At 30.4% G+C, this 23463-nt stretch carries 20 protein-coding genes and 1 pseudogene; 13 read left to right on the forward strand and 8 right to left on the reverse strand.

Going from position 1 to position 23463, the window contains the following annotated elements; genetic code table 11:
- The coding region (locus AC3ATN_RS07625; protein WP_487532680.1) for a hypothetical protein at positions 1-282 on the forward strand (282 nt) is incomplete at its 5' end.
- Between the two features lie 2 nt (positions 283-284).
- Here the strand turns inward: AC3ATN_RS07625 and AC3ATN_RS07630 are convergent.
- The 5 genes from AC3ATN_RS07630 to AC3ATN_RS07650 form a co-directional block, all read right to left on the reverse strand.
- Positions 285-1754: a S41 family peptidase gene (locus AC3ATN_RS07630; RefSeq protein ID WP_487532681.1), complete on the reverse strand. Its 1470-nt coding sequence runs from the start codon at positions 1752-1754 to the stop codon at positions 285-287.
- A gap of 5 nt (positions 1755-1759) precedes the next feature.
- Positions 1760-3103: an adenylosuccinate lyase gene (gene purB, locus AC3ATN_RS07635; RefSeq protein ID WP_487532682.1), complete on the reverse strand. Its 1344-nt coding sequence runs from the start codon at positions 3101-3103 to the stop codon at positions 1760-1762.
- A gap of 45 nt (positions 3104-3148) precedes the next feature.
- Positions 3149-3916, reverse strand: a complete 768-nt coding sequence (locus AC3ATN_RS07640) for a carboxypeptidase-like regulatory domain-containing protein (protein ID WP_487532683.1) — start codon at positions 3914-3916, stop codon at positions 3149-3151.
- Positions 3917-3977: 61 nt separating this feature from the next.
- On the reverse strand, positions 3978-4559 hold the full coding sequence (gene rdgB, locus AC3ATN_RS07645; protein WP_487532684.1) for an RdgB/HAM1 family non-canonical purine NTP pyrophosphatase: 582 nt from the start codon (positions 4557-4559) through the stop codon (positions 3978-3980).
- A 1-nt stretch (position 4560) separates the two neighbouring features.
- Positions 4561-5034 carry a 23S rRNA (pseudouridine(1915)-N(3))-methyltransferase RlmH gene (locus tag AC3ATN_RS07650; RefSeq protein ID WP_487532685.1) on the reverse strand — a complete coding sequence of 158 codons (474 nt, stop codon included), beginning with the start codon at positions 5032-5034 and terminating at the stop codon, positions 4561-4563.
- A gap of 82 nt (positions 5035-5116) precedes the next feature.
- Here AC3ATN_RS07650 and AC3ATN_RS07655 point away from each other — a divergent pair, with 82 nt between their 5' ends.
- The 7 genes from AC3ATN_RS07655 to hisS all read left to right on the forward strand — a co-directional run bounded on the left by AC3ATN_RS07655 (position 5117) and on the right by hisS (position 11655).
- A complete protein-coding gene (locus AC3ATN_RS07655; protein ID WP_487532686.1) occupies positions 5117-6031 on the forward strand; it encodes a YihY/virulence factor BrkB family protein in 915 nt (304 codons plus the stop codon).
- A 26-nt stretch (positions 6032-6057) separates the two neighbouring features.
- Positions 6058-8508: a replication restart helicase PriA gene (gene priA / locus AC3ATN_RS07660; protein WP_487532687.1), complete on the forward strand. Its 2451-nt coding sequence runs from the start codon at positions 6058-6060 to the stop codon at positions 8506-8508.
- Positions 8509-8599: 91 nt separating this feature from the next.
- Positions 8600-8938: a 30S ribosomal protein S6 gene (gene rpsF, locus AC3ATN_RS07665; RefSeq protein WP_487532688.1), complete on the forward strand. Its 339-nt coding sequence runs from the start codon at positions 8600-8602 to the stop codon at positions 8936-8938.
- A 3-nt stretch (positions 8939-8941) separates the two neighbouring features.
- Positions 8942-9238, forward strand: coding sequence for a 30S ribosomal protein S18 (rpsR, locus tag AC3ATN_RS07670; protein WP_487532689.1), 297 nt, complete (start codon positions 8942-8944; stop codon positions 9236-9238).
- A 12-nt stretch (positions 9239-9250) separates the two neighbouring features.
- A complete protein-coding gene (rplI, locus tag AC3ATN_RS07675; protein WP_487532690.1) occupies positions 9251-9700 on the forward strand; it encodes a 50S ribosomal protein L9 in 450 nt (149 codons plus the stop codon).
- 31 nt (positions 9701-9731) lie between these two features.
- Positions 9732-10244 (forward strand): DUF6495 family protein, encoded by a 513-nt coding sequence (locus AC3ATN_RS07680; protein ID WP_487532691.1) that lies wholly within the window; start codon positions 9732-9734, stop codon positions 10242-10244.
- Between the two features lie 25 nt (positions 10245-10269).
- Entirely contained in the window at positions 10270-11655 is a 1386-nt protein-coding gene (gene hisS, locus AC3ATN_RS07685) for a histidine--tRNA ligase (RefSeq protein WP_487532692.1), read from the forward strand.
- On the opposite strand, the gene AC3ATN_RS07690 is transcribed toward hisS, so the two are convergent.
- A complete protein-coding gene (locus AC3ATN_RS07690) occupies positions 11652-12488 on the reverse strand; it encodes a sterol desaturase family protein (protein WP_487532693.1) in 837 nt (278 codons plus the stop codon). The two genes, hisS and AC3ATN_RS07690, sit on opposite strands and share 4 nt — an antisense overlap.
- Before the next feature lie 167 nt (positions 12489-12655).
- On the opposite strand from AC3ATN_RS07690, the gene AC3ATN_RS07695 reads away from it, so the two are divergent.
- Complete coding sequence (locus AC3ATN_RS07695) at positions 12656-15925, forward strand: WD40/YVTN/BNR-like repeat-containing protein (RefSeq protein ID WP_487532694.1); 3270 nt, start codon at positions 12656-12658, stop codon at positions 15923-15925.
- A 58-nt stretch (positions 15926-15983) separates the two neighbouring features.
- Positions 15984-18236, forward strand: coding sequence for an SUMF1/EgtB/PvdO family nonheme iron enzyme (locus AC3ATN_RS07700; protein WP_487532695.1), 2253 nt, complete (start codon positions 15984-15986; stop codon positions 18234-18236).
- A gap of 2 nt (positions 18237-18238) precedes the next feature.
- On the opposite strand, the gene AC3ATN_RS07705 is transcribed toward AC3ATN_RS07700, so the two are convergent.
- Positions 18239-18673, reverse strand: a complete 435-nt coding sequence (locus AC3ATN_RS07705) for an acyl-CoA thioesterase (protein WP_487532696.1) — start codon at positions 18671-18673, stop codon at positions 18239-18241.
- Between the two features lie 88 nt (positions 18674-18761).
- On the opposite strand from AC3ATN_RS07705, the gene AC3ATN_RS07710 reads away from it, so the two are divergent.
- Both AC3ATN_RS07710 and AC3ATN_RS07715 read left to right on the forward strand, forming a co-directional pair.
- Positions 18762-21806 carry a WD40/YVTN/BNR-like repeat-containing protein gene (locus AC3ATN_RS07710; RefSeq protein WP_487532697.1) on the forward strand — a complete coding sequence of 1015 codons (3045 nt, stop codon included), beginning with the start codon at positions 18762-18764 and terminating at the stop codon, positions 21804-21806.
- Positions 21807-22013: a hypothetical protein gene (locus AC3ATN_RS07715; RefSeq protein ID WP_487532698.1), complete on the forward strand. Its 207-nt coding sequence runs from the start codon at positions 21807-21809 to the stop codon at positions 22011-22013.
- Between the two features lie 29 nt (positions 22014-22042).
- Here AC3ATN_RS07715 and trhA read toward each other — a convergent pair whose 3' ends face one another.
- The gene (gene trhA / locus AC3ATN_RS07720) at positions 22043-22672 is read right to left on the reverse strand and encodes a PAQR family membrane homeostasis protein TrhA (RefSeq protein WP_487532699.1); all 630 of its coding nucleotides are present in this window, start codon (positions 22670-22672) and stop codon (positions 22043-22045) included.
- Positions 22673-23190: 518 nt separating this feature from the next.
- On the opposite strand from trhA, the pseudogene AC3ATN_RS07725 reads away from it, so the two are divergent.
- Positions 23191-23463: pseudogene (locus AC3ATN_RS07725) on the forward strand (SAM-dependent methyltransferase); the annotation flags it as partial.

A 23463-nucleotide genomic window follows, 5' to 3' on the forward strand; every position in this document is an offset into this window, starting at 1 on the left:
ACAGTTCCTTTTATTTCTAAAGCTTACAACGAACCTTATGTTAATTATGCAACTAAAGTAATGTTGGGTTATAAAAAAGTAAAAGATTTTAAATTCAATCCCATTTTAAAGGGTTATGCTATAAAACAGCCTGTTTTTTCTTTCAACAAATTTCATAATGTTAATAAACAATTGGGACCTGAAATGAAAAGTACAGGAGAAAGTATATTATTTATTGATGATCTTAAAGATGACGAATTCTACGATTTATATTCAAGAAGAAAAATGTACCTAACAAAATAATTCTAATTATTTTCAAGTATTCTAAAGTTAGGTATCTCTATTATTAATTTTTGTTCTCTCAACATTTCTGGATCTAAAACTCTATTTTCAATTAATTTATCGCTACGAGAAGAGCGAGATATAATATCAAAACCATTAATTAATTCAATTGCTTTTGAAAATAAAGTTTCTTGTGGATTACCTAAAATTCCTAATTGAGAAACACTTTCTTTAGATTCATGATCTGGTTTTAAACCTTCTGTATAGTCAGAGAACCCTTCACTGTTTTCAATAGCTAAAACAATTGGTTGCATCGCATATTTGTGGTTTGGATTCTTATTTCCATCGTTATCTAGATAGTCATAAATTGTTATTGATCCAACATTCTTCCCTACAGTTGTATCTCCAATTTGTATTACTTGAATGTGAGATGTTAGACCGTTTATCAAAAGCTCACTTGCCGATGCGCTTTCACTTGAAGTTAATACATATAATTTTTGAAGATTAAGACTATTTAAAGACATACCATTTGATAATGAACCAACAAAATAGTCATTAAGATCTTCATTTTTATCTTCCCAGTATTTGTTAAGTTTAGAATTCCAATTTTGTTTAGAAAATACCTTACCGTTAAACTGACCCGTAATTAGACTTGATAAGACTATACAGTTATTAATTGATCCGCCTCTATTGTACCTGAGGTCAAGAACTAATTCGGTTATATTTTCAGATCTAAATTCAGCAAAAACATCATTTAACTCATCTTCATAGCTAGAAACAAATTGATTATACATTAAATATCCAATCTTGTAAGTTCCAGTTACTGCTCCAGTTAAAGATCCTGCTGCCACAATTTCATTTACATATATTGGATTTTTTTCAAAATTTTCTTTCTTAGTTAGTGTTATGTTTTGACCAATAGGAGTAAATGAACCACTTTCATAATTAGAAAGACTAATTGTATATGTCATTAGGTTATCATTAAAAAGAAGATCCTTGTAGTTGTCCATCGTAAGGTTAAAACCATTAACTACAGTGAATAAGTCTCCTCTTAAGATATTTTTTAATGAAGCATCTGATTCTGGATGAACATATTTAACGTAAGCGACCAAATCATTACATCCGCTACATTGTCTAGTTAAGCCAAGCTCTAAACCGTTAGATGCTACGATTCCCTGTAAAGAGTTTTCGAGAGCAACATAATCATTAACTATCCAACTAAACTTATCATTTGAATATAATAATAACTCAAAAAATGATTCAGGTTCAGAGTTATTGTATATAAATTGGGAATATGTATTTTGATTTTCAACCATCGAATCAGCAAGGTTAGGGACATCGGATTGCCAATAATAAAAATCATTCAAACCTTTCCATATAAAATCACTGATTTCAAGATTATCACTTAACTCTATTAAATTGTCATCTTTGTCTTTTGAGCAACTCAAAATTATAAATACAGCAAAAAATAATATGTATTTTATTTTTTTCATTTTTTTTAAATTCCTGTGTAATTAAAAGGACTTATTAATTTAAGTTCTTGTTTTATAGAATCATTTACTTCTAATGTGTCTATAAAATTTGATATGCTTTCTTTGGTAATTTTTTGATTAGTTCTAGTCAAATTTTTTAATGTTTCATAAGGGTTTTTGTATCCTTCTCTTCTTAATATTGTTTGAATTGCTTCGCCTACAACTACCCAGTTATTTTGAAGGTCTTCACGTATTTTATTTTCATTAACTAATAATTTTGATAATCCTTTTATTGTGGACTTAAGGGCAATTATTGTGTGACCTAACGGGACACCAATATTTCTTAAAACAGTACTGTCGGTTAGGTCACGCTGAAGTCTGGATATTGGGAGTTTTTCTGAAAAAAATCCAAAAATTGCATTTGCGATTCCAAGGTTTCCCTCTGAGTTTTCAAAATCTATTGGATTCACTTTATGGGGCATTGCGGAAGAGCCAACCTCTCCTTCTACTATTTTTTGTTTGAAATAATCCATCGAAACGTATGACCAAATATCTCTATTAAAATCAATTAAAATTGTATTTATTCTTCTCAAAGAATCACACAGAGCAGCAAATGAATCATAATGCTCTATTTGTGTTGTTGGAAAAGAATGATTTAGTCCAAATTTTTGTTCTAATAAATTTGTGCTAAATTTTTTCCAATCAATATTTGGGTAAGCTATATGATGGGCATTATAATTACCAGTGGCTCCGCCAAATTTTGCAGAGTTAGGTATTTGCTTAAGAGAGTTTTTTTGAATTTCAATTCGTTTTATAAAGACCATGAATTCCTTTCCTAATTTTGAAGGAGATGCAGGTTGTCCGTGAGTTCTAGTGAGAATAGGAATTTCTTTAAATTCATTTGAAAGAGATAGCATTTTGGTCAAAACTTCATCTAGTTCAGGAAGATAAACCTTTTCGATTGCTTCTTTAATCGATAAAGGAATTGCAGTATTATTTATATCCTGAGAAGTTAATCCAAAATGGATAAACTCTTTGTAATTCTGAATATCAAGTTTGTCAAACTCTTGTTTAATAAAATATTCTACAGCTTTTACATCATGATTAGTTTTTTTCTCAATCTCTTTAATTGCCAGGGCGTCTTCAATGCTAAAATGCTTATAAATACTCTGAAGATCTTCAAATAACGAGTGATTGAATTCAGATAACTGAGGTAAAGGAAGTTTACAAAGAGAAATGAAATACTCAATTTCAACTTGAACTCTGTATTTTATCAAAGCTTCTTCAGAAAAATAACTTGAAAGAACCTTTGTTTTCGTTCTATATCTCCCGTCGACGGGGGATATAGCATTTAAAGTCGTTAACAACATGTTAAATATAAATTGTTTTACAAAGATACATTTCTTTTAAATAAATTATTGAGTTCCTTGCATTATCCTGTATTCCTCATAACATGAACTAATAGCTTCTAAAATTTGCAAATCATTAGAGTTTTTAATAAAAGCATCAGAATAGTTACAGTTTCGAATAATTTCTTCTAAATCAATTCTTTTTATTCCAAGAAGTTGAACTAGAACCTCTCTATCAAACTTTGAGACTAGTAAGTTTTTAATTTCAATATCTGCCCTCATTTGCTTTAGTTTACTTAGTTTTTTTGGATTTTTTCCAAATAAATTATTTAAAAAATCTGCAGGATTAAATAATGCACCTAATGCCCTAGCAATAGAACCTTTATTTCTGTTTCCAGCTTCGTATCCTGAATTAGTAAGTCCAGATATACTATACCTAGTTGCAGAATTAATAGGTACATTTTTCACGTCAATTTCTAAATAACCAGTAAGTTCATAGGGGCGTAAGATGATTTCTTCTAATGCAAATGCTAAGCCAGTTAATTTAAACTTGGAGTTTCCAAATTTTATCATATCTCTTGTTACAGAAACTTTTAAAGGTTTGTGACCTACATAAGAAAAATATAAAGTATCCATAGGTGAGACCTCAATCTCAAATTCTCCTTTTTTATTTGTTATTGTTCCAACTACCTTGTTTAGATTTATAACATGGACATTTTGCATAGGAGACTCGGTAATTTCATTTTCAACTGTTCCTTGAAAAATTATCGACTCTTTTTGGGCTTCAATTGATAAATAGTTGAGGAAACACAGTATAAAAAAAATATATTTCATAGAATTAATTCCCTAAATTAAACAAGATTCATGCAAATACAAAGTTCTTTGATTGCTAAAATTAGATATTTAATTTTAATAAATATTTAATTAGTTTTTTTAAAGCAATCCCTCTGTGACTCAAATTATTTTTTTCATTTAAACTTAATTCAGCAAAAGTTTTTTTTGATCCAAGAGATTTAAAAATAGGATCATAACCAAACCCCATTTCTCCCATGGGAAAACATGTTATTTCACCTTTTACAATTCCCTCAAATAATTTTTTTTTCTTGTTTATAATTAATGATATGCACGTCCTAAATTGAGCAGATCGATCTATTTGTAATTCCATTTTTTTTAAAATCAAATCAATATTTCTCTTTGAATCAACCGGAGTTCCCGAGTAGCGAGCTGAAAAAACACCTGGTTCACCACCAAGACAACTTACTTCTAAACCAGTATCGTCTGAAAAACAATCATAACCGTAATTATTTTTAATATAATTTGATTTTATTAATGCATTTTCAGAAATTGTTTTTCCTGTTTCTTTAATTTCTTCAAAACATCTAATATCACTCAAGCTCAATATTTTAATAGATTTTGGAACTAGAGCTTTTATTTCCCTAATCTTGTTTTCGTTATTGGTTGCAAATACGATCTTCATTTTATATGTGGTGGTATTTTTCATTTCTAAGAATTGTATTGGCCCTGTAGAGTTGTTCACAAAAAAATAGTCTAGTCATTTGATGAGTAAAAGTCATTTTGGATAAAGATATCTTTTCATTTCCTAATAAATAAATAGATTCTGAAAACCCATATGCACCCCCAACTATAAAGACGATTCGTTTGTGATTTGAGTTATATTTTTTATTTAAAAATTCTGAAAAATTAATAGAGCTATAGTTTACACCTGATTCGTCAAGTAGTATACATAAATCCCCAATTTTTATTTTTTCTTTAATTAGAGCTCCTTCTTTTATTCTTAACTCTTTCGGGGAAATATTTTTTGAGTTTTTCATATCTGGAATATCAACAAAAGAAAATTTTACATAATGACTAATTCTACTTTTATAGTCATCTAACAAGTTTTTTATGTTTTGATTTTTAGTCTTATTTACTGACAAAAGTATTATCTCCATTTTGTAAAAATAACAGAGATTAAATTACCAACACATATAATTTATATAATTCCAACCTATATTTGATTGAAAAATATAAATTTTGAGAAATCAATTTAAAAACATTCCAATATTAAAATCTATAATTAGAATTATAGACTCTATAAAGCTACCTGGTTTTAATGGTCTTTCTTTTTTTGATTTAATAGAAATGTATATTTCAGGGATTTTAAAAGGGGCACTCACAGCTCGAGCTGGAAGTATTTCTTTTAGTTTTTTCATGGCTATTTTTCCTTTTCTTCTTTTCATTCTAAATCTTATTCCATTTATACCAATTAATAACTTTGATTCAATTTTATTAAATTTTATAGAGATTTTGGTTCCAGCTGATAGTCAGGGATTTTTCTCTCAAATATTTCAAGACATTCAGAATAAACCCCGAGGTGGATTATTGTCATCTGTTTTTATTCTATCCATAATTCTTACCGCTAACGGAGTTAGTGCTATATTTTCCGGATTTGAAGAATCATATCATATAGAATTTTCAAGAAACTTTTTTAAACAATATTTATATTCTGTAGGAGTTGCAATATTATTAGCATTTACATTGTTGTTAGCAGTAATTTTTGCCGTTTATTTTGAGATTTATATTTATAATAATATTAAACAACTTCTACAAAATACTTTAGATTGGATTCGACTTGGACAGACATTTTTTTATGTTGTTTTAACCTATTTGTCAGTTTCCATACTTTATTATTTTGGCACTATTGAAGGTAGAAAGTCAAAGTTTTTTTCTCCTGGTGCTTTGATGACAACATTTTTAATAATGCTTACAACTTGGCTTTTTGGAATTTATATTGAAAATTTCTCCACATATAACCAACTATATGGGTCAATCGGTGCTCTTTTGGTTTTTATGCTTTATATATGGTTAAATTCCAACGTTCTTCTTTTGGGTTTCGAGTTAAATGCTACTCTGATGCGTTTAAAAAATGAAGCTCCAAAAAAGCAATAAGACATGAACTTTGATTATTTTTGATCATGTATTTTTTTGTTGATGTTTATTTACCACTGGCTCTTCCAAAACCATTCACTTATTTAGTATCTGAAGAAGATTATAATTTTATTTCTCCAGGCTTTAGAGTTGCTGTTCCATTTGGTAAATCAAAAATTTACACGGCAATAGTTGTTCGCAAGCATAATGTTTCTCCACAAACATATGAAGCAAAGTATATAGAATCAGTTTTAGATGACGAACCTTGTGTTTATTTATATCAGATTAAATTCTGGGAATGGATAGCTGACTATTATCAGTGTTCAGTTGGATCTGTAATGAAGGCTTCCATCCCTACTACACTACTTTTAGAAAGTGAAACTAATATTATAAAAAATCCAGATGTTTTAATTGATAAAAGTGTTTTATCAGATGATGAATATCTAATTTATGAGGCTTTAGAGAAATCAGTTTTAAATATTGATAATGTCATAAAAATTTCCGGAAAAAAAAATGTAATAAAATTACTTCAGCCTCTGGTTGACATGGGAGCAGTTATTATAAATCAAAAGATTAATGAAAGATACAAGTCTAAAACTAAAAAAGTTTTTAGAATAAATCCCAAAATTATACATGACAATTTAATAGAAAATATATTAATTTCTCTAAACAGATCCAAAAAACAAAGGGATTTTTTCATGTCTATGATTTCCTTAGGACAAAATAAAAATGAATGGATAGGATCTAAAACTATTTTTGAAAAATCCAATACTGGAAGTTCAATATCAAAAGCGCTTTTGAAGAAGTTCGTAATTGAAGAAAAAATCATTAAAATAGAAAGAAACTTGTACAAAGGCAGTATTGAAAAGTCTCTTCAAAAGCTTTCTGGTGATCAGGAGAAGGCTTTTGTTTCATTGGAAGAGGAGTTTTGTAACAAAAGTGTAGTTCTTCTTCAAGGGGTAACTTCCTCAGGAAAAACTGCTCTTTACATGAAATATATTAAACAAATTATAGAAAAAGGGGGTCAAGTATTATTTCTACTTCCAGAAATCTCAATTACTTCTCAGATGGTTGTCAGATTTCAGAATTATTTTGGAGGCTTAGTTCAAGTTTATCATTCTAAATTCAGTTTAAATGAAAGAACTGAGATTTGGAGAAATGTATATAACGGTACCGATAATTCAAAAGTTATAATTGGTGCTAGATCTTCTCTTTTTTTACCTTTTAAAAAACTTGATTTAATTGTAGTTGACGAAGAACACGAGACGTCTTACAAGCAATTTGATCCTGCTCCAAGATATAATGCCAGAGATGCGGCTATATATATGGCGAATATTTTAAATTTAAAAGTTATTTTAGGATCTGCAACTCCAAGTTTAGAAACATTAACTAATGTTAAAAATAAAAAATATGGTTTTGTAAATCTTAAAAATAGGTATGGAGGAGTAATGCTTCCTGAAATTAAAACTATCGATTTAAAAGATGCTCACAAGAGGAAGAAAATAAAAGGTGATTTGTCTTTAGAGTTAATCGAATCAATTTCTAAAACTATAGAATCTGATAAGCAAGTAATATTATTTCAGAACAGAAGAGGATATGCTCCAATTTTAGAATGTTTAACCTGTGGTCATATGCCCCAATGTGTTCAATGCGACGTTACATTGACTCATCATAAAAATAGTGGCAAGTTACAATGTCATTATTGCGGTTATAATATACCCATTCCTATAGTTTGTCATTCTTGTGGATCTCCAAACCTAATAACCAAAGGAACTGGTACCCAACAAATAGAAAAACAATTAAACGATATATTTCCAAATATTACTATTGCAAGAATGGATTGGGATACTACAAGAGGTAAAAATGACTTTGATAGAATTATAAATTTATTTTCGTCACAAAAAATAAAAATATTAGTTGGTACACAAATGGTTGTCAAAGGTTTAGATTTTAAAAATGTTCATTTAGTTGGAGTTATAAATGCGGATCATCTGATAAACTTCCCCGACTTTAGATCTTATGAAAGAAGTTTTCAGATGCTTACACAAGTAGCTGGTAGATCTGGAAGATCAGACGAAAGGGGTAGTGTTCTAATTCAAACATATCAGCCTTTTCATCCAGTTATTAAAAATGTTATAGAAAATAACATGAAATCTTTTGTTGAAACTGAATTAAAAGATCGTAAGCTCCATCTTTATCCTCCATTTGTGAGATTGGTAAGAATAACCTTAAAAAACAGAAATATAGAAATTCTTTCGATTGCAAGTGACTGGTTTTTAAATGTATTAAGTCAGTCTTATGATGGAAAAATATTAGGTCCTGTTTTTCCTCCAGTTTCTAGAGTAAGAAATTATTATCATAAGCAATTACTTGTAAAGCTAGATTCAAAGATCTCCAGACTTCACTTTAAAAAAGTTTTACAGAAAACCAAAAAAAGCTTTGAAAGTATAGCTTCATTTAAAAGCACAAAATTTATTATTGATGTTGATCCATATTAGCAAAATATTTTAAAAATAATATTGAAAAAAAAACCTAAATACTTGGTGGTCCAAATGAGTTCTACTACTTTTGCAGACTAAAATAAAAATTATGAATCATTATGAAACTGTTTTCATACTAAATCCCGTTCTATCTGAAATTCAGATTGAGGAAGCAGTTCAGAAATATGAAAAATTTCTGATTTCCAAAGGTGGAAGCATAACCAGTAAAGAAAACTGGGGCTTAAAAAAATTAGCTTATCCAATTCAAAATAAAAAAAGTGCTTTTTATCATTTGTTTGAATATACGGCTACTGGCGATACTATAGATGAATTAGAAGTCTCTTTTAGAAGAGATGAGCGTATAATGAGATATTTAACTGTCAAGTTAGACAAGCATTCTATAGCATGGGCCGAAAAAAGAAGGAAAAAGAAAACCGTAAAAGCTTAATTTATGTCAAAAATAGAAGAACAAAATAGTGGTAAAAAAGAAGGAGAGATTAGGTATCTAACTCCTTTAAACATTGAGACTACAACCAAAAAAAAGTATTGTAGATTTAAACGTACTGGTATAAAGTATGTTGATTATAAAGATCCTAGCTTTTTAATAAAGTTTGTTAATGAACAGGGTAAAATTTTACCAAGACGTTTAACTGGAACTTCACTAAAATACCAACGTAAGGTGTCAGTTGCTGTAAAACGAGCTCGTCATCTAGCTTTAATGCCTTATGTGGCAGATATGTTAAAATAAATTATTGATATCATGCAAATTATACTAAAAGAAGATATACAAAACGTAGGATTCAAAGATGATCTTGTAGAAGTTAAAAATGGCTACGGTAGAAATTTTTTGATACCCAAAGGAAAAGCTGTTTTAGCAACTATCTCTGCTAAAAAAGTTTTAAAAGAGAATTTAAAACAAAGAGCTTTTAAAGAAGAAAAAGTTATAAAAGAAGCAAAGTCATTTGGAAATAAATTAATGAAGATTGAAATGAAACTTCCTTCCAAAATATCAACTGGTGATAGACTTTTTGGATCCGTAACTGTTCAAGATTTAGTTTCTTTTTTTGATTCTAAGGGCGAGACAGTTGAAAAAAAACTCATCAGTATTCCCGGGAGATCAATTAAAAGAACAGGGAAGTATGAAGCCAGCATTCGTTTACATAGAGATGTTAGCATTCAGTTTCCATTTGAAATTATTGCTCAAGCATAATTTCTAAATTATCAAATTAAAACCTCATATTATGGGGTTTTTTTTTATTTATATAATATTGAAGTACTCTAGACTAACAAAAGAGCAGTTTGAAGCTCTCGGTGAAGAATTTGCTCTTTTCTTATCCTCAAATTCTATTGATATTAAACAGTGGGATAAGATTAAAACAAATTCAGCTGAAAGTGTTGAACATATATTAGATATGTTTAGTGATCTAGTATGGGATGATATTCTTGATAAAGTTAAATTTATTGAAAATATTAGTTCAACCCACCTTTTTCTTTTCAAGTGTCATAAAAACTCAATTGATTCAATAGTAGTTAAATCAAGTGACCCAAAAATTAATTTAAATTCTTCTCAAGGACAACTGTGGCTTTCAAATAATTTACACTCTAGTAAAATAGAATTATTAGAGTCAACAAAGAAATTTGATTCCGAAAGAAATAATGAAATTTATTCTTTAATTTCAAGAGGTTCTCACATTTCTGAAGGTCAACTATTTATTATGTGTAATGAAAGACTTTCAAAATCAAACGAAAAGTAAGATATTTGTTTAGTAGATAAATATTATGTCATTAAAATCAACTCCCGCTAAGGGTACAAGAGATTTCTCTTCAAAAATATTATTTAAACGTAATTATCTTAAAACGATTTTACAAAATGCCTTCGAAATTTTTGCATTTGAACCACTTGAAACTCCATCTTTTGAGAGACTTTCAACTTTAATGGGTAAATACGGAGAAGAGGGGGATAGACTGATTTTTAAAATTCTTAACTCTGGAGATAAGCTTAAAAAAGCAGATCTTATTGCTTTAGAAAAAAATGCATTAAAAGAATTTTCTAATTCGTTAAGTGATAAAGCTCTTCGATATGATCTAACTGTTCCCTTTGCTAGATATGTTGCTGGAAATCAAAATGATTTAACTTTTCCTTTTAGAAGGTATCAGATTCAAAATGTATGGAGAGCTGATAGACCACAACATGGAAGGTTTCAGGAATTCTGTCAGTGTGACGCAGATGTAGTAGGAGAGAGATCTTTATTACAAGAAGTTGAAATGATATCCCTCTATGATCGTGTTTTTTCGGATTTAAACTTAGAGGGTGTAACCGTTAAGGTTAATCATAGAAAAATTCTAGAAGGAATTTTAAAATTAATAGGTGATAATAATCAAATAACAGATTTTACTGTCGCTATAGATAAAATCGATAAGATTGGTATAGAAGGAGTTGAGAATGAATTGTTATCAAAGGGTTTTTCTATGGATTCTATCAAAAAGATTAAGCCTATTATTAGTTTAAAGGGTGACCCAAATAAAATTTTGCAGAATTTAGAATCTTTATTTGTTGACACGCCCGAAGGTTTAATAGGTATTGAGGAATTAAGATTCATTCTTGAGAAACTCGAAGTTCTTGGATTAAAGTCTGTGAAACTATCTTTTGATTTGACTCTTGCCAGAGGTCTGAATTATTATACAGGGATGATTGTTGAAGTAGTTGGCCCTTCCTCGGTAAAAATGGGATCACTTGGAGGTGGAGGGAGGTATGATGAATTGACTAATTCTTTTGGAATGAAGGGAGTCAGTGGAATTGGTATTTCTTTTGGCTTTGATAGAATTTATCTTGTTTTAGAAGAATTAGGATTATTTCCTAAAGACATTGAGAAGTGCACGCAAATCTTATTTTTAAACCTAGGAACTAAATGCGTTAATATTGCTCTTAGAAAACTTAACGAATTAAGATCTATTGATATCAATAGTGAAATTTATCCTTCTGAAATTAAAATGAGTAAACAGCTTAACTATGCTAACAAGAAAAATATTGGTTTTGTTTTAATTATTGGTGATGAAGAACTTAAAAAGGAAAAGTTTACGCTCAAGAATATGTCATCTGGAGAACAAAACGAATTTCCAATGGTAGATATGCTTAAAATATTGAGAAAGATATTCAATATTTAGATTTCAACAGATTTTGTGGGTCTTTGATACTTTTGAAATGGTTGTTTTAAAAGTTCTTTTATTTGAGAATTTTTTTTCTCATTTGGAAAAACATCCACGCCATAAACTATTTTCTCTCTATCTAAATACAAATAAGTTCCAAAAAGCCTATCCCATATGGAAAAAATGTTTCCATAGTTTGCGTCAGTGTAGGGAAGACGATAGTGATGATGAACTTTATGCATATCAGGGGATACCAAAATAAAACTTAATATTTTATCAATTTTTTTAGGGAGTTTAATATTTGCATGATTGAATTGAGTTGAAACAACAGATAAAGATTGATAAAGCATAACATAAGCTATTGGTGCTCCAACAATTACTACTGCCAATAAAGTAAAAATAAATCTGATCAAGCTTTCAAGTGGATGGTGTCTGTTTGCTGTGGTTGTATCTACTTTGTGATCTGAGTGATGAACAAGATGAATCATCCATAAAGGATTAAACTTATGTTCAACATAATGGGCAAGGAAGGCTCCGAAAAAGTCAAGTAAAAGAATTGCAAATAAAACTTCAACAAGTAATGGCAATTCGTTAAAAAGATATATGAAGCCAAATTTGTTCTCTACAACCCAATCCGAGAGACTTAAAAGTAAAAATGCCAACGAAACATTTATTAAAATTGTTGTTACGGTAAAGAATAAATTAGGAATGGCGTGTTTCCATTTTCTATATTTAAACATAAAAAGAGGTAGAGTACCTTCTAAAAACCAAAAAAATGAAATACCTCCTATTATGATTATTGCCCTATCTAGTGTAGGGATAGTTCTAAAATATTCAATTATTATTTCCATTGATAACAAATATCAATATTTTTTTTCAATTTACTAACAATCAATTAGATTCAATAAACATAAAAATTTTATATATTTAATTTTTAGTTTAAATATTCAATACCTTTTTAAATCAAATTCATCTATTTAATATCAATACAACCATGAAACTTTTAAAAAAAATTAAAATGAAAAGACTAAGTTTATTAGTCTTCAGTATTCTATTTGTGTTTAGTTCTTCATTTACTAATGCCCAAAGAAAAAGAGGTAAGAAATCACAAGAATCTCAATCACTAAACAGGGTAGACGTATCAGCTTTTAAGTTTAGAAATATAGGTCCCGCATTTTTATCGGGAAGAATAGCTGATATAGCAATCCATCCAAATAAAGAAAACACATGGTATGTTGCAGTTGGTTCAGCCGGTTTATGGAAAACTGAAAATGCTGGAACTACCTGGACAGCACTTTTTGATAATCAATCATCTTATTCAACCGGGTGTGTTACTATTGACGCTAATAATCCTTCAACTATATGGTTAGGTACAGGGGAAAATGTAGGTGGTCGTCATGTTGCTTACGGAGATGGAGTATACAAGTCAGATGATGAGGGAAAAACATGGAAAAATATGGGATTAAAAAAATCTGAACATATTTCAAAAATAATTGTTCACCCAACAGACCCAAATACTGTATGGGTGGCTGCACAAGGTCCGCTTTGGAGTAAAGGTGGTGAAAGAGGGTTATATAAAACAACAAATGGTGGAAAATCATGGGTTCAAACTTTGGGTAATAAAGAATGGACTGGAGTTACAGATATGTTAATTGACCCTAGAGATCCAAACACATTATATGCTGCAACTTGGGATCGACACAGAACTGTTGCTGCACTAATGGGTGGAGGACCAGGAACTGCAATTTATCGCTCAGATGATGGAGGGGATAACTGGAAAAAATTAAATAATGGTATCCCAAAATCCAATAAAGGTAAAATTGGTTTGGCAATTTCTCCTCAGAATCCTGATGTTGTATATGCTGCTATAGAATTAGACAGAACAACAGGAGGCGTGTTTAGATCTGAAAATAAAGGAGAATCGTGGAAAAAAATGTCAAATACTGTTTCTGGAGCCACTGGACCTCACTATTATCAGGAGTTATATGCTAGCCCTCATAAATTTGACAGATTATATTTAATGAATGTTCGTGTTCTTAAATCCGAGGACGGTGGAAAAACATTCAATCAATTAAAAGAACAAAAAAAGCATTCTGATAACCATGTTTTGGTTTTTAAACAAGACGATCCAGACTACCTAATGTTAGGAACAGATGCTGGTATTTATGAGAGTTTTGATTTAGCCGATACGTGGAGATATATTAAAAACCTACCATTGACTCAGTTTTATAAAGTTGCGGTTAATAATTATGAGCCCTTTTATCATATTTTTGGAGGAACACAAGATAATGGATCTGCTGGTGGTCCTTCTGCTACCGATGAAAGGGAAGGAATAAGTAATAAGCATTGGTATAAAACTCTTGGAGCAGACGGTCATCAATCCGCAACCGACCCTGAATTTAATGATATTATATATGCTGAAACTCAACAAGGGGGTCTTCATCGAGTAGATTTAACTACAGGTGACCAAGTAATGATTCAGCCTCAGCCCGATCTAGGGGATCCTTTTGAAAGATTTAATTGGGATGCACCTATTTTGGTTAGTCCTCACAAGGCATCAAGGCTTTATTTTGCATCTTCCAGAGTTTGGAAATCTGAAAATAGGGGAGATGATTGGATCCCAATATCAGAAGACTTGACAAGAAATGAAGAGAGAATAACTTTACCTATTATGGGACGTCAACAGAGTTGGGATAATGCTTGGGATGTTGGAGCGATGTCAAATTATAATACAATAACTTCCTTATCAGAATCTCCGGTAAAAGAAGGTCTTATATATGCTGGAACGGATGATGGTTTCATTCAAGTAACTTCTAATGGTGGAGAAAGTTGGATGAAAATTTCAGTTACCAAATTAGGTATACCCTCAAGAAGTTTTGTTAACGATATTAAAGCCGATCTATTTGATGAAAATACTGTCTATGTTAGTTTAGATAATCATAAAGAAGGTGATTTCAACCCTTATATTTTTAAAAGTACAGATAAGGGTGTTACTTGGAAATCCATTAAAGGAAACCTGCCAGACAGAACCCTAATATGGAGAATGGTTCAAGATCCAGTTGCTAAAAACCTACTGTTTGTTGCCACTGAATCTGGAGTTTACACCTCCCTAGATTCAGGTAATTCATGGAATAAACTTCCTGGAATGCCTAATATGGGAATAAGAGATTTAGTTATTCAAAAACGAGAAAATGATTTAGTTGCTGCTTCATTTGGAAGAGGATTCTATGTACTTGATGACTACAGTGCATTAAGAGAAATGACTCCTGATAATCTAAAAAAGGAAGCTAAGTTATATAGCCCAAGACCAGCTAAGTGGTACAATCCAAAAAGTACAACAGGGAATACCGGTGCAGATTATTATTTTGCTGAAAATCCAACTTTTGGAGCTGTTTTCACATATCACTTAAATGGAGATTTTTCAACTAATAAGCAGAAAAGAATGAAAAAAGAGGCTCTGTTAAATAAATCAAACTCTAATATTCCCTTTCCAGGATGGGAAGCTTTGGAAAACGAAAAAAACGAAAAAAGATCTTTGGTATGGCTAAATATTAGGGATTCAGATGGAAACATAATCAATAATGTAAGTCAATCAGCAAAAAGTGGTACTCAAAAAATATCATGGAATTTAAGACATTCTTCTACAAGTCCAATCGATCCAGATCGTGTTTCAAGTGGACAGGGAAGAAGATGGAGAAGCTGGGGAGGTCCTATGGTCGTTCCTGGAAAATATTCAGCTAGTATATATCTGGAAGTAAATGGTAATTACAAATTATTAGATGGACCAATTGATTTTGATGTAAAATCAATTCGAGATGGCATTCTTAAAGGTGCAGATTACGATTCATACGATTCCTATAGAAACGAGTATTCAGCATTCCAAAGTGATCTTGCTTTAGTCAGTAAAATGATGAGTGAAAATGTAAAAATGTTAAATGCATACAAATCATCCGCAAATAAATCTTTAAGTGAACCGGGAACTTTATCTAATGAACTAAATACTGCTGAAAAAACTTTAAATATATTAGACACTAAAATTCAAGGTAATTCATCTAGATCCGAAATTGGAGAAAGAAACCCACCAACTATACAATCTCATTTAAGAGCTGCTGGTTCTGGAATGAGAACCACATATGGTCCCACTGGATTGCATAAAAAAAGTTTAAGTATAGCGAAGAAAATGCTTGCTGATCTTATGCCAGAAGTAATTAAGATGCATGATAAAACATTACCTTCGATTAAATCTAAATTAAAGGCAATGAAAGCACCTGATGTATTAAGAGACTAAATATTAAAAAAGCCCCAATATATCGGGGCTTTTTTAATATTTAATAAAATTTAAATCAATGAAAAATTTTAAAAATATTCAAAGTATTTTAGGTGGGTATTTTGCCTTTTGTATTACCGTATTTGAGGCTAGTGATATTTTTATTGAAAAATTAAAAATTGAAGGGGATTATTTTAATTACATACTTTTATTTTTGATAATTGTTTTTGTTGTTGGGGGTTTCATATTTTATTATAATAAAAGTAAAGCAAATCAAAAAGTTAAAAATCATACAAAACCCAATGGAAAATATAAGATTATAAATATATTTTTGATTATTTCTCTTTTCTCTCTTTTTGGATATTATGCTTTCATGAATAGCAGTAAAAACGATTTAATTGAAAAAGAATTACCTGAACTTATAGAATTATTTGAAAATAATGAAGTTTTAAAGGTGTATAAAAAAACGCTTGTTTTAAAACAAAAGTTTCCAAAAAATAAAATTATATCAAAATATTACAAGGACGTAACAGACTCCATATCGATAAATACTGGTGATAAAAATTATGACATCTTTTTTAAAATTAATAATGATAGTTTAAGTCAGTGGAAGAGTATAGGTAGGAGTCCTAATCTCGAAAGAGTTCCTTATGCTAGATTAGATCTAAAATTTGTTGATGGTGAAAATGTTTTTGTTTCATTGTATAATCACACTTATTTTTTGAAACAAGGTAATATCTCTTTTATTTTTCCTGAAAGTGATAAAAATATTCCTAAAAATCATGTTTTATTCCCTGGAGTAAAGAACTCACTATCCCTTCCTGGACTTGATCACTTGGAACCAATAAACATGAATCCATACTCAATATCGAAGTTTGAAGTAACTAATGGTGAGTATTATGATTTTTTAAATTCTGAAGAATATAATGAATCTAATAATTGGCCCTTTCCAATTACTATTGAAAACAAGACTATTCAATTAATTGGTGTTAAATCAGTTTTTACTGACCAGTACGGTTCTCCAGGACCATCAAATTGGAGTTATGGAAATTTTCCAGAGGGTCAAAAAGATCTTCCAGTAACTGGAATTTCATGGTTTGAAGCATATGCTTATGCTAAATTCAAAGGACTAAGTCTGCCAAATATCTATCAATGGGAAAATGCTGCAAACTTATCAGGCTCCACAAACCTTATTAAGAGAAGTAATTTCAGTAAACAACAATTAATTAAATACGATGATCCTAAAACAAAAAACGTTTACGGTATCAACAATTTAGCCGGGAATGTTCGTGAGTGGATGTCTAACCCTAATAATGAATCTAATAAAAATAGAGCTATTCTTGGGGGTTGTTTTTTAGACGAAACATATTCTTATAATGATTATTATTCTCAAGATGCTTTTGATAGGTCTATTGGGAATGGAATTAGATTAGTTTTTAATCCAAATGAGGATCCACAAGTAAATAGTGATTCTTTTGGTGTAGATGTTAGAGATTTTGTTAATGTAGAGGATGTTTCAGATGATGTTTTTAGATATTATTTATCCCAGTATGATTATGAATATTCTAATAAAAATATAATAACTGAACATATAGATTCCTTATCTAACGGAATAGTGATTGAAAAATACAAAATGCCAGCTGCTTACGGAGATGGTAAAGAGATTTTATCAGGCTATGTTTTTTATGACAAAAACATCAAAAATAAATATAAGCCAATTATTTATTTTCCTGGTTCAAATGCCCTGCACAGTTCAAAAGAAATTAATTTGGTTGAAAGTTTTCCTTCAAGAATGCTTTATCTTTTAAAAGAGGGGTATGCTTTAGTTCACCCAATATATAAAAGCACTTATAGTAGGCAAGATGATCAAAGGTCTGATTATGGAGATATGTCTGATCAATATAAAGAGCATGTAATAATGTGGGGTAAAGATTATAAAAAAAGCATTGATTATATATTTACTCGAGATGACTTTGATTCAAGTAAATTATCATATCATGGTGTAAGTTGGGGAGGATTTATGGCAAATATTTTATTACCAATAGATAAAAGAGTTAAGTCAGCTGTATTATTAGTTGCAGGATTGGAATTTCAAAAATGCAAAAAAGAAGTTGATGCTCATTATTACACAAGAAGAATTCGAATTCCAACAATTATGTTGAATGGAAAGTTTGATCAGTTTTTTCCATATGAAACTTCCCAAATTCCGATGTATAAATTGATTGATGTTGATGAGGCAAATAAAAAACACTTTATTTATGAATCAGGGCATTATGTTCCTAGAAATGAACTAATAAAGCAGCATATAGCATGGCTAAATAAGTATTTATAAAACTAAATAAGTATTTTCTTTAAAGATTCTAATATTTTTTTTGGAATTGATACTGACTTATTTTTAGACCTATCTACAAAAACATGAACAAACTCTCCATAGGCAGAAACTTCATTCTCCACTTCTTTAAAGACACCAATCCCATAGGTTACTGAGCTATTTCCGATTTTTTTAACTAATATTCCGACTTCTATTGACTCTGGATGTGAAATAGAAGATAAATAGTTGCAATTTGAATGAACTACAAAACCAACTACAGGTGAGCTTTTAATTTTTAAACTGGCATTTTCAATTAAGTACTGGTTTACAGCCGTATCAAAGTATGAATAATAAGCTACATTATTTATGTGACCGTATATGTCATTATCCATCCAGCGCGAAGTAACTGAATAGAATTTTTTATAGTCAGATCGATTTAATAATTTTTTTTCTGTCATTTTGCTTTGAATAATATTACCAAATAAAGTTAAAATAATTAAGTTCTAATTTTTTTGATTAAATTAAAGGATCTGAATTTACACTATTATGAAAATTAAATTAGCATTCTTTTTATTTATTACTATTAGTCTTCAAGCAACTCCGAATACTTCTAATGACAGTATTACAAACTCTCTTCATTGGAGAAATATAGGACCCGACCGAGGTGGCAGGTCTTTAGCTGTTGCAGGATCATCAAGAATTAATGAGTATTATTTTGGAGCAGTTGGAGGTGGTTTGTGGAAAACTACCGATGGTGGGCAAACATGGAATCCAGTTACGGATGGACAAATTAAAAGTTCTTCAGTTGGAGCAGTTGCAGTTTCAGAGTCTAACCCTGACATTATATATATTGGAATGGGTGAGACTGAATTAAGAGGAAATATTATGCAAGGGGATGGTGTTTATAAATCAATTGATGCTGGTTTAACTTGGAATCATATAGGACTTGAAGAGACCCAGGCTATTTCAAAAATCAGAATACATCCAACAAATCCTGATGTGTTATATGTAGCTGCATTAGGACATCCTTATGGGGAAAACGAGCAAAGGGGAGTTTTTAAATCTGTTGATGGAGGAAAGAATTGGAAAAAGATATTATTCAAAAGTTCTAAATCTGGAGCAATCGATATGATTCTTGATCCTAATAATCCAGATATATTATATGCATCATTTTGGCAAGTATACAGAACCCCTTATAAAATGCTAGGAGGTGGTCCCGAGTGTAGCCTATATAAATCTGAGGATGGAGGAGATTCATGGGTAGATATTTCAGAAAATAAGGGATTTCCAAAAAGACCACTAGGTAAAATAGGAATTACGGTTTCACCTGCAAATTCCAATAAGTTGTGGGCTTTGGTTGAATCTGATAATGGGGGAGTTTATTCATCTGAAGATGCAGGTGAATCATGGAGTTTAGTTAATGATGAGCGTAAATTAAGGCAAAGAGCTTTCTATTATAGTAGAATTTACGCTGATCCAAAGGATGAAAATACAGTATATGCGTTGAATACTGGATTTTATAAGTCTACTGATGGTGGAAAAACGTTTGATACAAGAATAATTGTGCCACATGGTGACAACCATGATTTATGGATAGATCCTCAAAACCCATCTCGAATGGTAAATGCAAACGATGGGGGAGGTTGTGTTTCTGTTAATGGGGGAAAGACTTGGACCGATCTTGATTTTCCAACTTCTCAGCTATACCATATTATGGTAACAAAAGATTTCCCTTATTATGTTTGTGGGGCTCAGCAAGACAACTCCACAATGTGTGTTCCTTCCGAGGGTTGGAATTTTAAGCAAGCACGTGGTCCACATAAACAATATTATTATCCTGTAGGAGGAGGTGAATCTGGTTATATTACACAACACCCGTCAAATCTTGACTGGTTTTATGCTGGTAGTCAGGGAGCATTACTTACAAAATTTGATAGAAAAACTGGATTTAAAAGAGATATTCAGGTCTACCCAAGATTTTTTTCTGGAGAACCTGCAAGTGAATTACCAGAGAGATGGCAATGGACATTCCCAATAATTTTTTCACCCTTAAATTCAAGTAAACTCTATACCAGTTCTCAACATGTTTGGGTATCAGAAGATGATGGACAAAGTTGGTCAAAAATAAGTCCTGATCTTACTTATGCCGATCCTAAAACACTTGGAAAAACCGGAGGAGTGATTACAAATGATATGAATGGTCCAGAGATTTACGCCACTATATTTTCCTTAGTTCCGTCAAGTTATGATGAAAACACATTATGGGCTGGGTCTGATGATGGATTAGTCCATCTGACTCAAGACCATGGAAAGTCATGGAAAAACATAACACCTCCAGATATGCCAAAAGATACCAGAATTAGTATAATAGAGGAGTCTAAACATAATCCAGGGACTATATATATAGCTGGAAAAAGATATCAAATGGATGATAGAAAACCATATTTATGGAAAACACACGATTATGGTAAGACATGGAGTAAGATAATAAATGGTATTAGAAATGATGACTTCCTGCATGTGATTCGTGAAGATTTAAAAATCCCTGGACTCCTATATGCTGGTGGTGAACATCAGGTTTGGGTTTCGTATGATGATGGAGATAATTGGGAGTCAATAAGTTTAAATCTTCCTGATACTCAAATTTCTGATTTGATAGTTACCGAAAAAGATTTAGTGGTTGGTACTCATGGAAGGTCAGTTTATATACTTGATGATATTTCGCCAATAAGAGAAATGTCAAAAGTTGACAAACAAAAGCCACATCTTTATGATGTGTATTTTGCAACCAGAAGAGTTCAAGACGCTGAAATTAAATATTACCTTCCATCTAAACCCAAAAAACTATCAATTAAAATACTTGATAGTAAAAACAGAATTGTATTAGAAAAAGAGGGTGTTACTAATGATCAAACAAAGGAGGAATCTTCTTCATGGTTTGGAGCGGATAATAAAAACCCAACAATGAATAGCGGATTAAACAATTACAAATGGAATCTAAGATATCAAGGAGCTAGAGATTTTGAGGGTATGGTAATCTGGTCTGCAAAACCGACACTTGGGCCAATTGCTCCTCCTGGACAATATAGGTTTCAGCTAATCATAGATGATAAAATGTATGAAACTGTTTTTGAAGTAAGAAAAGATCCAAGAATAGCTGTTTCAGACACCGTTATTAACAAACAATTTGACTTTGCAATGAGTATAATGATGCAAACTGATCTTGCGAATAAAAGTGTAATTGAAATTCGTTCAATTAAAGAAAAATTGAATAGTATTTATAAAGTTTCTTCAGTTTCTGGTTCGAAAGGATATGATCGTTCGATTTCCAAAAATTTAAAAACTTTAATATCAGATTTTGAGGATGTTGAAGCTAATATATATCAAGTAAAAAATCAAAGTGGTCAAGATCCATTGAATTTTCCTATCAAAGTAAATAATAGATTGGCATATTTGAGAAAAAGTGTTGAAAGTGGAGATGGTCTCCCGACAAAAGGGTCTATTGAAGTTTTTGAACTACTTAAAAGTGAATTAACTGGATATGTAGATATGATTAATAAACTTAAATTAGAGGCTGATAAATTTTTTTAAATGAACGAAAAAAATAGAAATGAAATTATAAAGTATAGTAAGAAAACCCCTCTATATTTAAGTAGAAGAAAGTTTAATAGTGAAGGAGTTTTGATGGAATTGCAATGCTCTAAATGTAAAGAGTTTAAGGAGATTAAGGAATACTCTAAAAATAAAACTCAAATTGATGGTTTAGATAATAAATGTAGGATTTGTAAAAATTTATAATTCTCCTATTACTATCTACAGTTATTCTGTTAGTTTAAAATCAGTACTTCTCGAACCATAAAAAAATGACAGATTGCTCCTACCAAGACAAAAACATGCCATATCGCATGTGATTCTTTAAACTTTCCCCACTTATAAAAGAATATCCCTGAAGTGTAAAATAATCCTCCTAGCACAAGAAAAGTTAAAGCTGTATTAGAAAAGAATTCAAAAACAGATTTAATATCTATCAAAATAAACCAACCCATTAGTAAATACATTACCAGTGAAATATTTTCGAATCGACCTGTGTAAAAAGCTTTAAAGACAATACCAAATCCAGTGATAATCCAAACCCCTGATAGAATTAAGATTCCGGAAGTTTCATATAGTAAAGTTAAGGTAACTGGGGTGTAGGTTCCAGCTATTAAAAATAAAATGGCAATATGGTCAACCTTTCTCCAAATTATTTTTCTTGCACCAATGGTGGAGTGATATATTGTTGAAGCTGAAAACAAAAAAACAAGAGAAAAACAATAAATAATTAATGCAACTAAAACTCTTGCTGATTCAAATGTAAAATAGGTATAAAAATAAGTTGAAGCAATGATACTAAGTAATAATCCAAAAGCATGAGTTATAACGTTCCACATTTCGTTTGGTTCAATTTTATTTAACATAGATTATTTTCAAATAGATGAATCTGATCTTTGAGTCTTTTTATTACCATAGTCGTAATTCTTTTTTTTAAATCAGAAATATTGCTTTGGTAAGATTTGTATTCATTAATTGTAAAATGTCCTATAATTACACCCTTAATTAGATTATTGAATTTATGGTCTTTAATTAATGCATTCTCAATATAATTTAGTTTTTCAGTATTATTCAAGGTATAGAACAAACCTTTTCGTCTATTTATATAATCTTTGAATATGTTTATAAATAGTGAGTTCTGAAATTTTAAGATTGGTCGTAATGTTTCATTTTGAAAATGCTCCTGGATACTGACAGAGGTAAATGACTTTATGTTCTTGATTTTATTTCGCACATACAATAAGCTGTCAGATCTATCATTCATATTATATATTTTTTTATAAAGTTAATTATATAAGATGATATGATAGATTTAATAATCTAAATTTTAAAACAATTAATTACAATAATAACCATTACTTTTATTTTAATTACATTACTCAGTTTGGATATTTCAAGATGCATTGTTTGTGAAGATAATGGAACGCATTATTTGTTTTCTAGTAAATCAATGATGCATTCTGATTTAAATTTATTTAAGTTTTATATATGTCCAAAATGTGATTTAGTTTTCCTTAATCCGAGAGTCCCATTGGATCAAATAAAAAACTATTATACGGATAATTATTTACCATACAGAGGTTCATCTGCCTGGGGAAAATACTCAAAATTAGTTGATTTAAGTCAGCGAAATCTTGACACTAGAAGAGCTAAACTT

The sequence above is a fragment of the Candidatus Marivariicella sp. genome (genome assembly GCF_983056325.1).

Coding starts and splice junctions, on each gene's coding strand:
- AC3ATN_RS07630 (WP_487532681.1), bottom strand. CDS start 1,754: ATGAAAAAAATAAAATACATATTATTTTTTGCTGTATTTATAATTTTG.
- purB (WP_487532682.1), bottom strand. CDS start 3,103: ATGTTGTTAACGACTTTAAATGCTATATCCCCCGTCGACGGGAGATAT.
- AC3ATN_RS07640 (WP_487532683.1), bottom strand. CDS start 3,916: ATGAAATATATTTTTTTTATACTGTGTTTCCTCAACTATTTATCAATT.
- rdgB (WP_487532684.1), bottom strand. CDS start 4,559: ATGAAGATCGTATTTGCAACCAATAACGAAAACAAGATTAGGGAAATA.
- AC3ATN_RS07650 (WP_487532685.1), bottom strand. CDS start 5,034: ATGGAGATAATACTTTTGTCAGTAAATAAGACTAAAAATCAAAACATA.
- priA (WP_487532687.1), top strand. CDS start 6,058: ATGTATTTTTTTGTTGATGTTTATTTACCACTGGCTCTTCCAAAACCA.
- rpsF (WP_487532688.1), top strand. CDS start 8,600: ATGAATCATTATGAAACTGTTTTCATACTAAATCCCGTTCTATCTGAA.
- rpsR (WP_487532689.1), top strand. CDS start 8,942: ATGTCAAAAATAGAAGAACAAAATAGTGGTAAAAAAGAAGGAGAGATT.
- rplI (WP_487532690.1), top strand. CDS start 9,251: ATGCAAATTATACTAAAAGAAGATATACAAAACGTAGGATTCAAAGAT.
- AC3ATN_RS07680 (WP_487532691.1), top strand. CDS start 9,732: ATGGGGTTTTTTTTTATTTATATAATATTGAAGTACTCTAGACTAACA.
- hisS (WP_487532692.1), top strand. CDS start 10,270: ATGTCATTAAAATCAACTCCCGCTAAGGGTACAAGAGATTTCTCTTCA.
- AC3ATN_RS07690 (WP_487532693.1), bottom strand. CDS start 12,488: ATGGAAATAATAATTGAATATTTTAGAACTATCCCTACACTAGATAGG.
- AC3ATN_RS07695 (WP_487532694.1), top strand. CDS start 12,656: ATGAAAAGACTAAGTTTATTAGTCTTCAGTATTCTATTTGTGTTTAGT.
- AC3ATN_RS07700 (WP_487532695.1), top strand. CDS start 15,984: ATGAAAAATTTTAAAAATATTCAAAGTATTTTAGGTGGGTATTTTGCC.
- AC3ATN_RS07705 (WP_487532696.1), bottom strand. CDS start 18,673: ATGACAGAAAAAAAATTATTAAATCGATCTGACTATAAAAAATTCTAT.
- AC3ATN_RS07710 (WP_487532697.1), top strand. CDS start 18,762: ATGAAAATTAAATTAGCATTCTTTTTATTTATTACTATTAGTCTTCAA.
- AC3ATN_RS07715 (WP_487532698.1), top strand. CDS start 21,807: ATGAACGAAAAAAATAGAAATGAAATTATAAAGTATAGTAAGAAAACC.
- trhA (WP_487532699.1), bottom strand. CDS start 22,672: ATGTTAAATAAAATTGAACCAAACGAAATGTGGAACGTTATAACTCAT.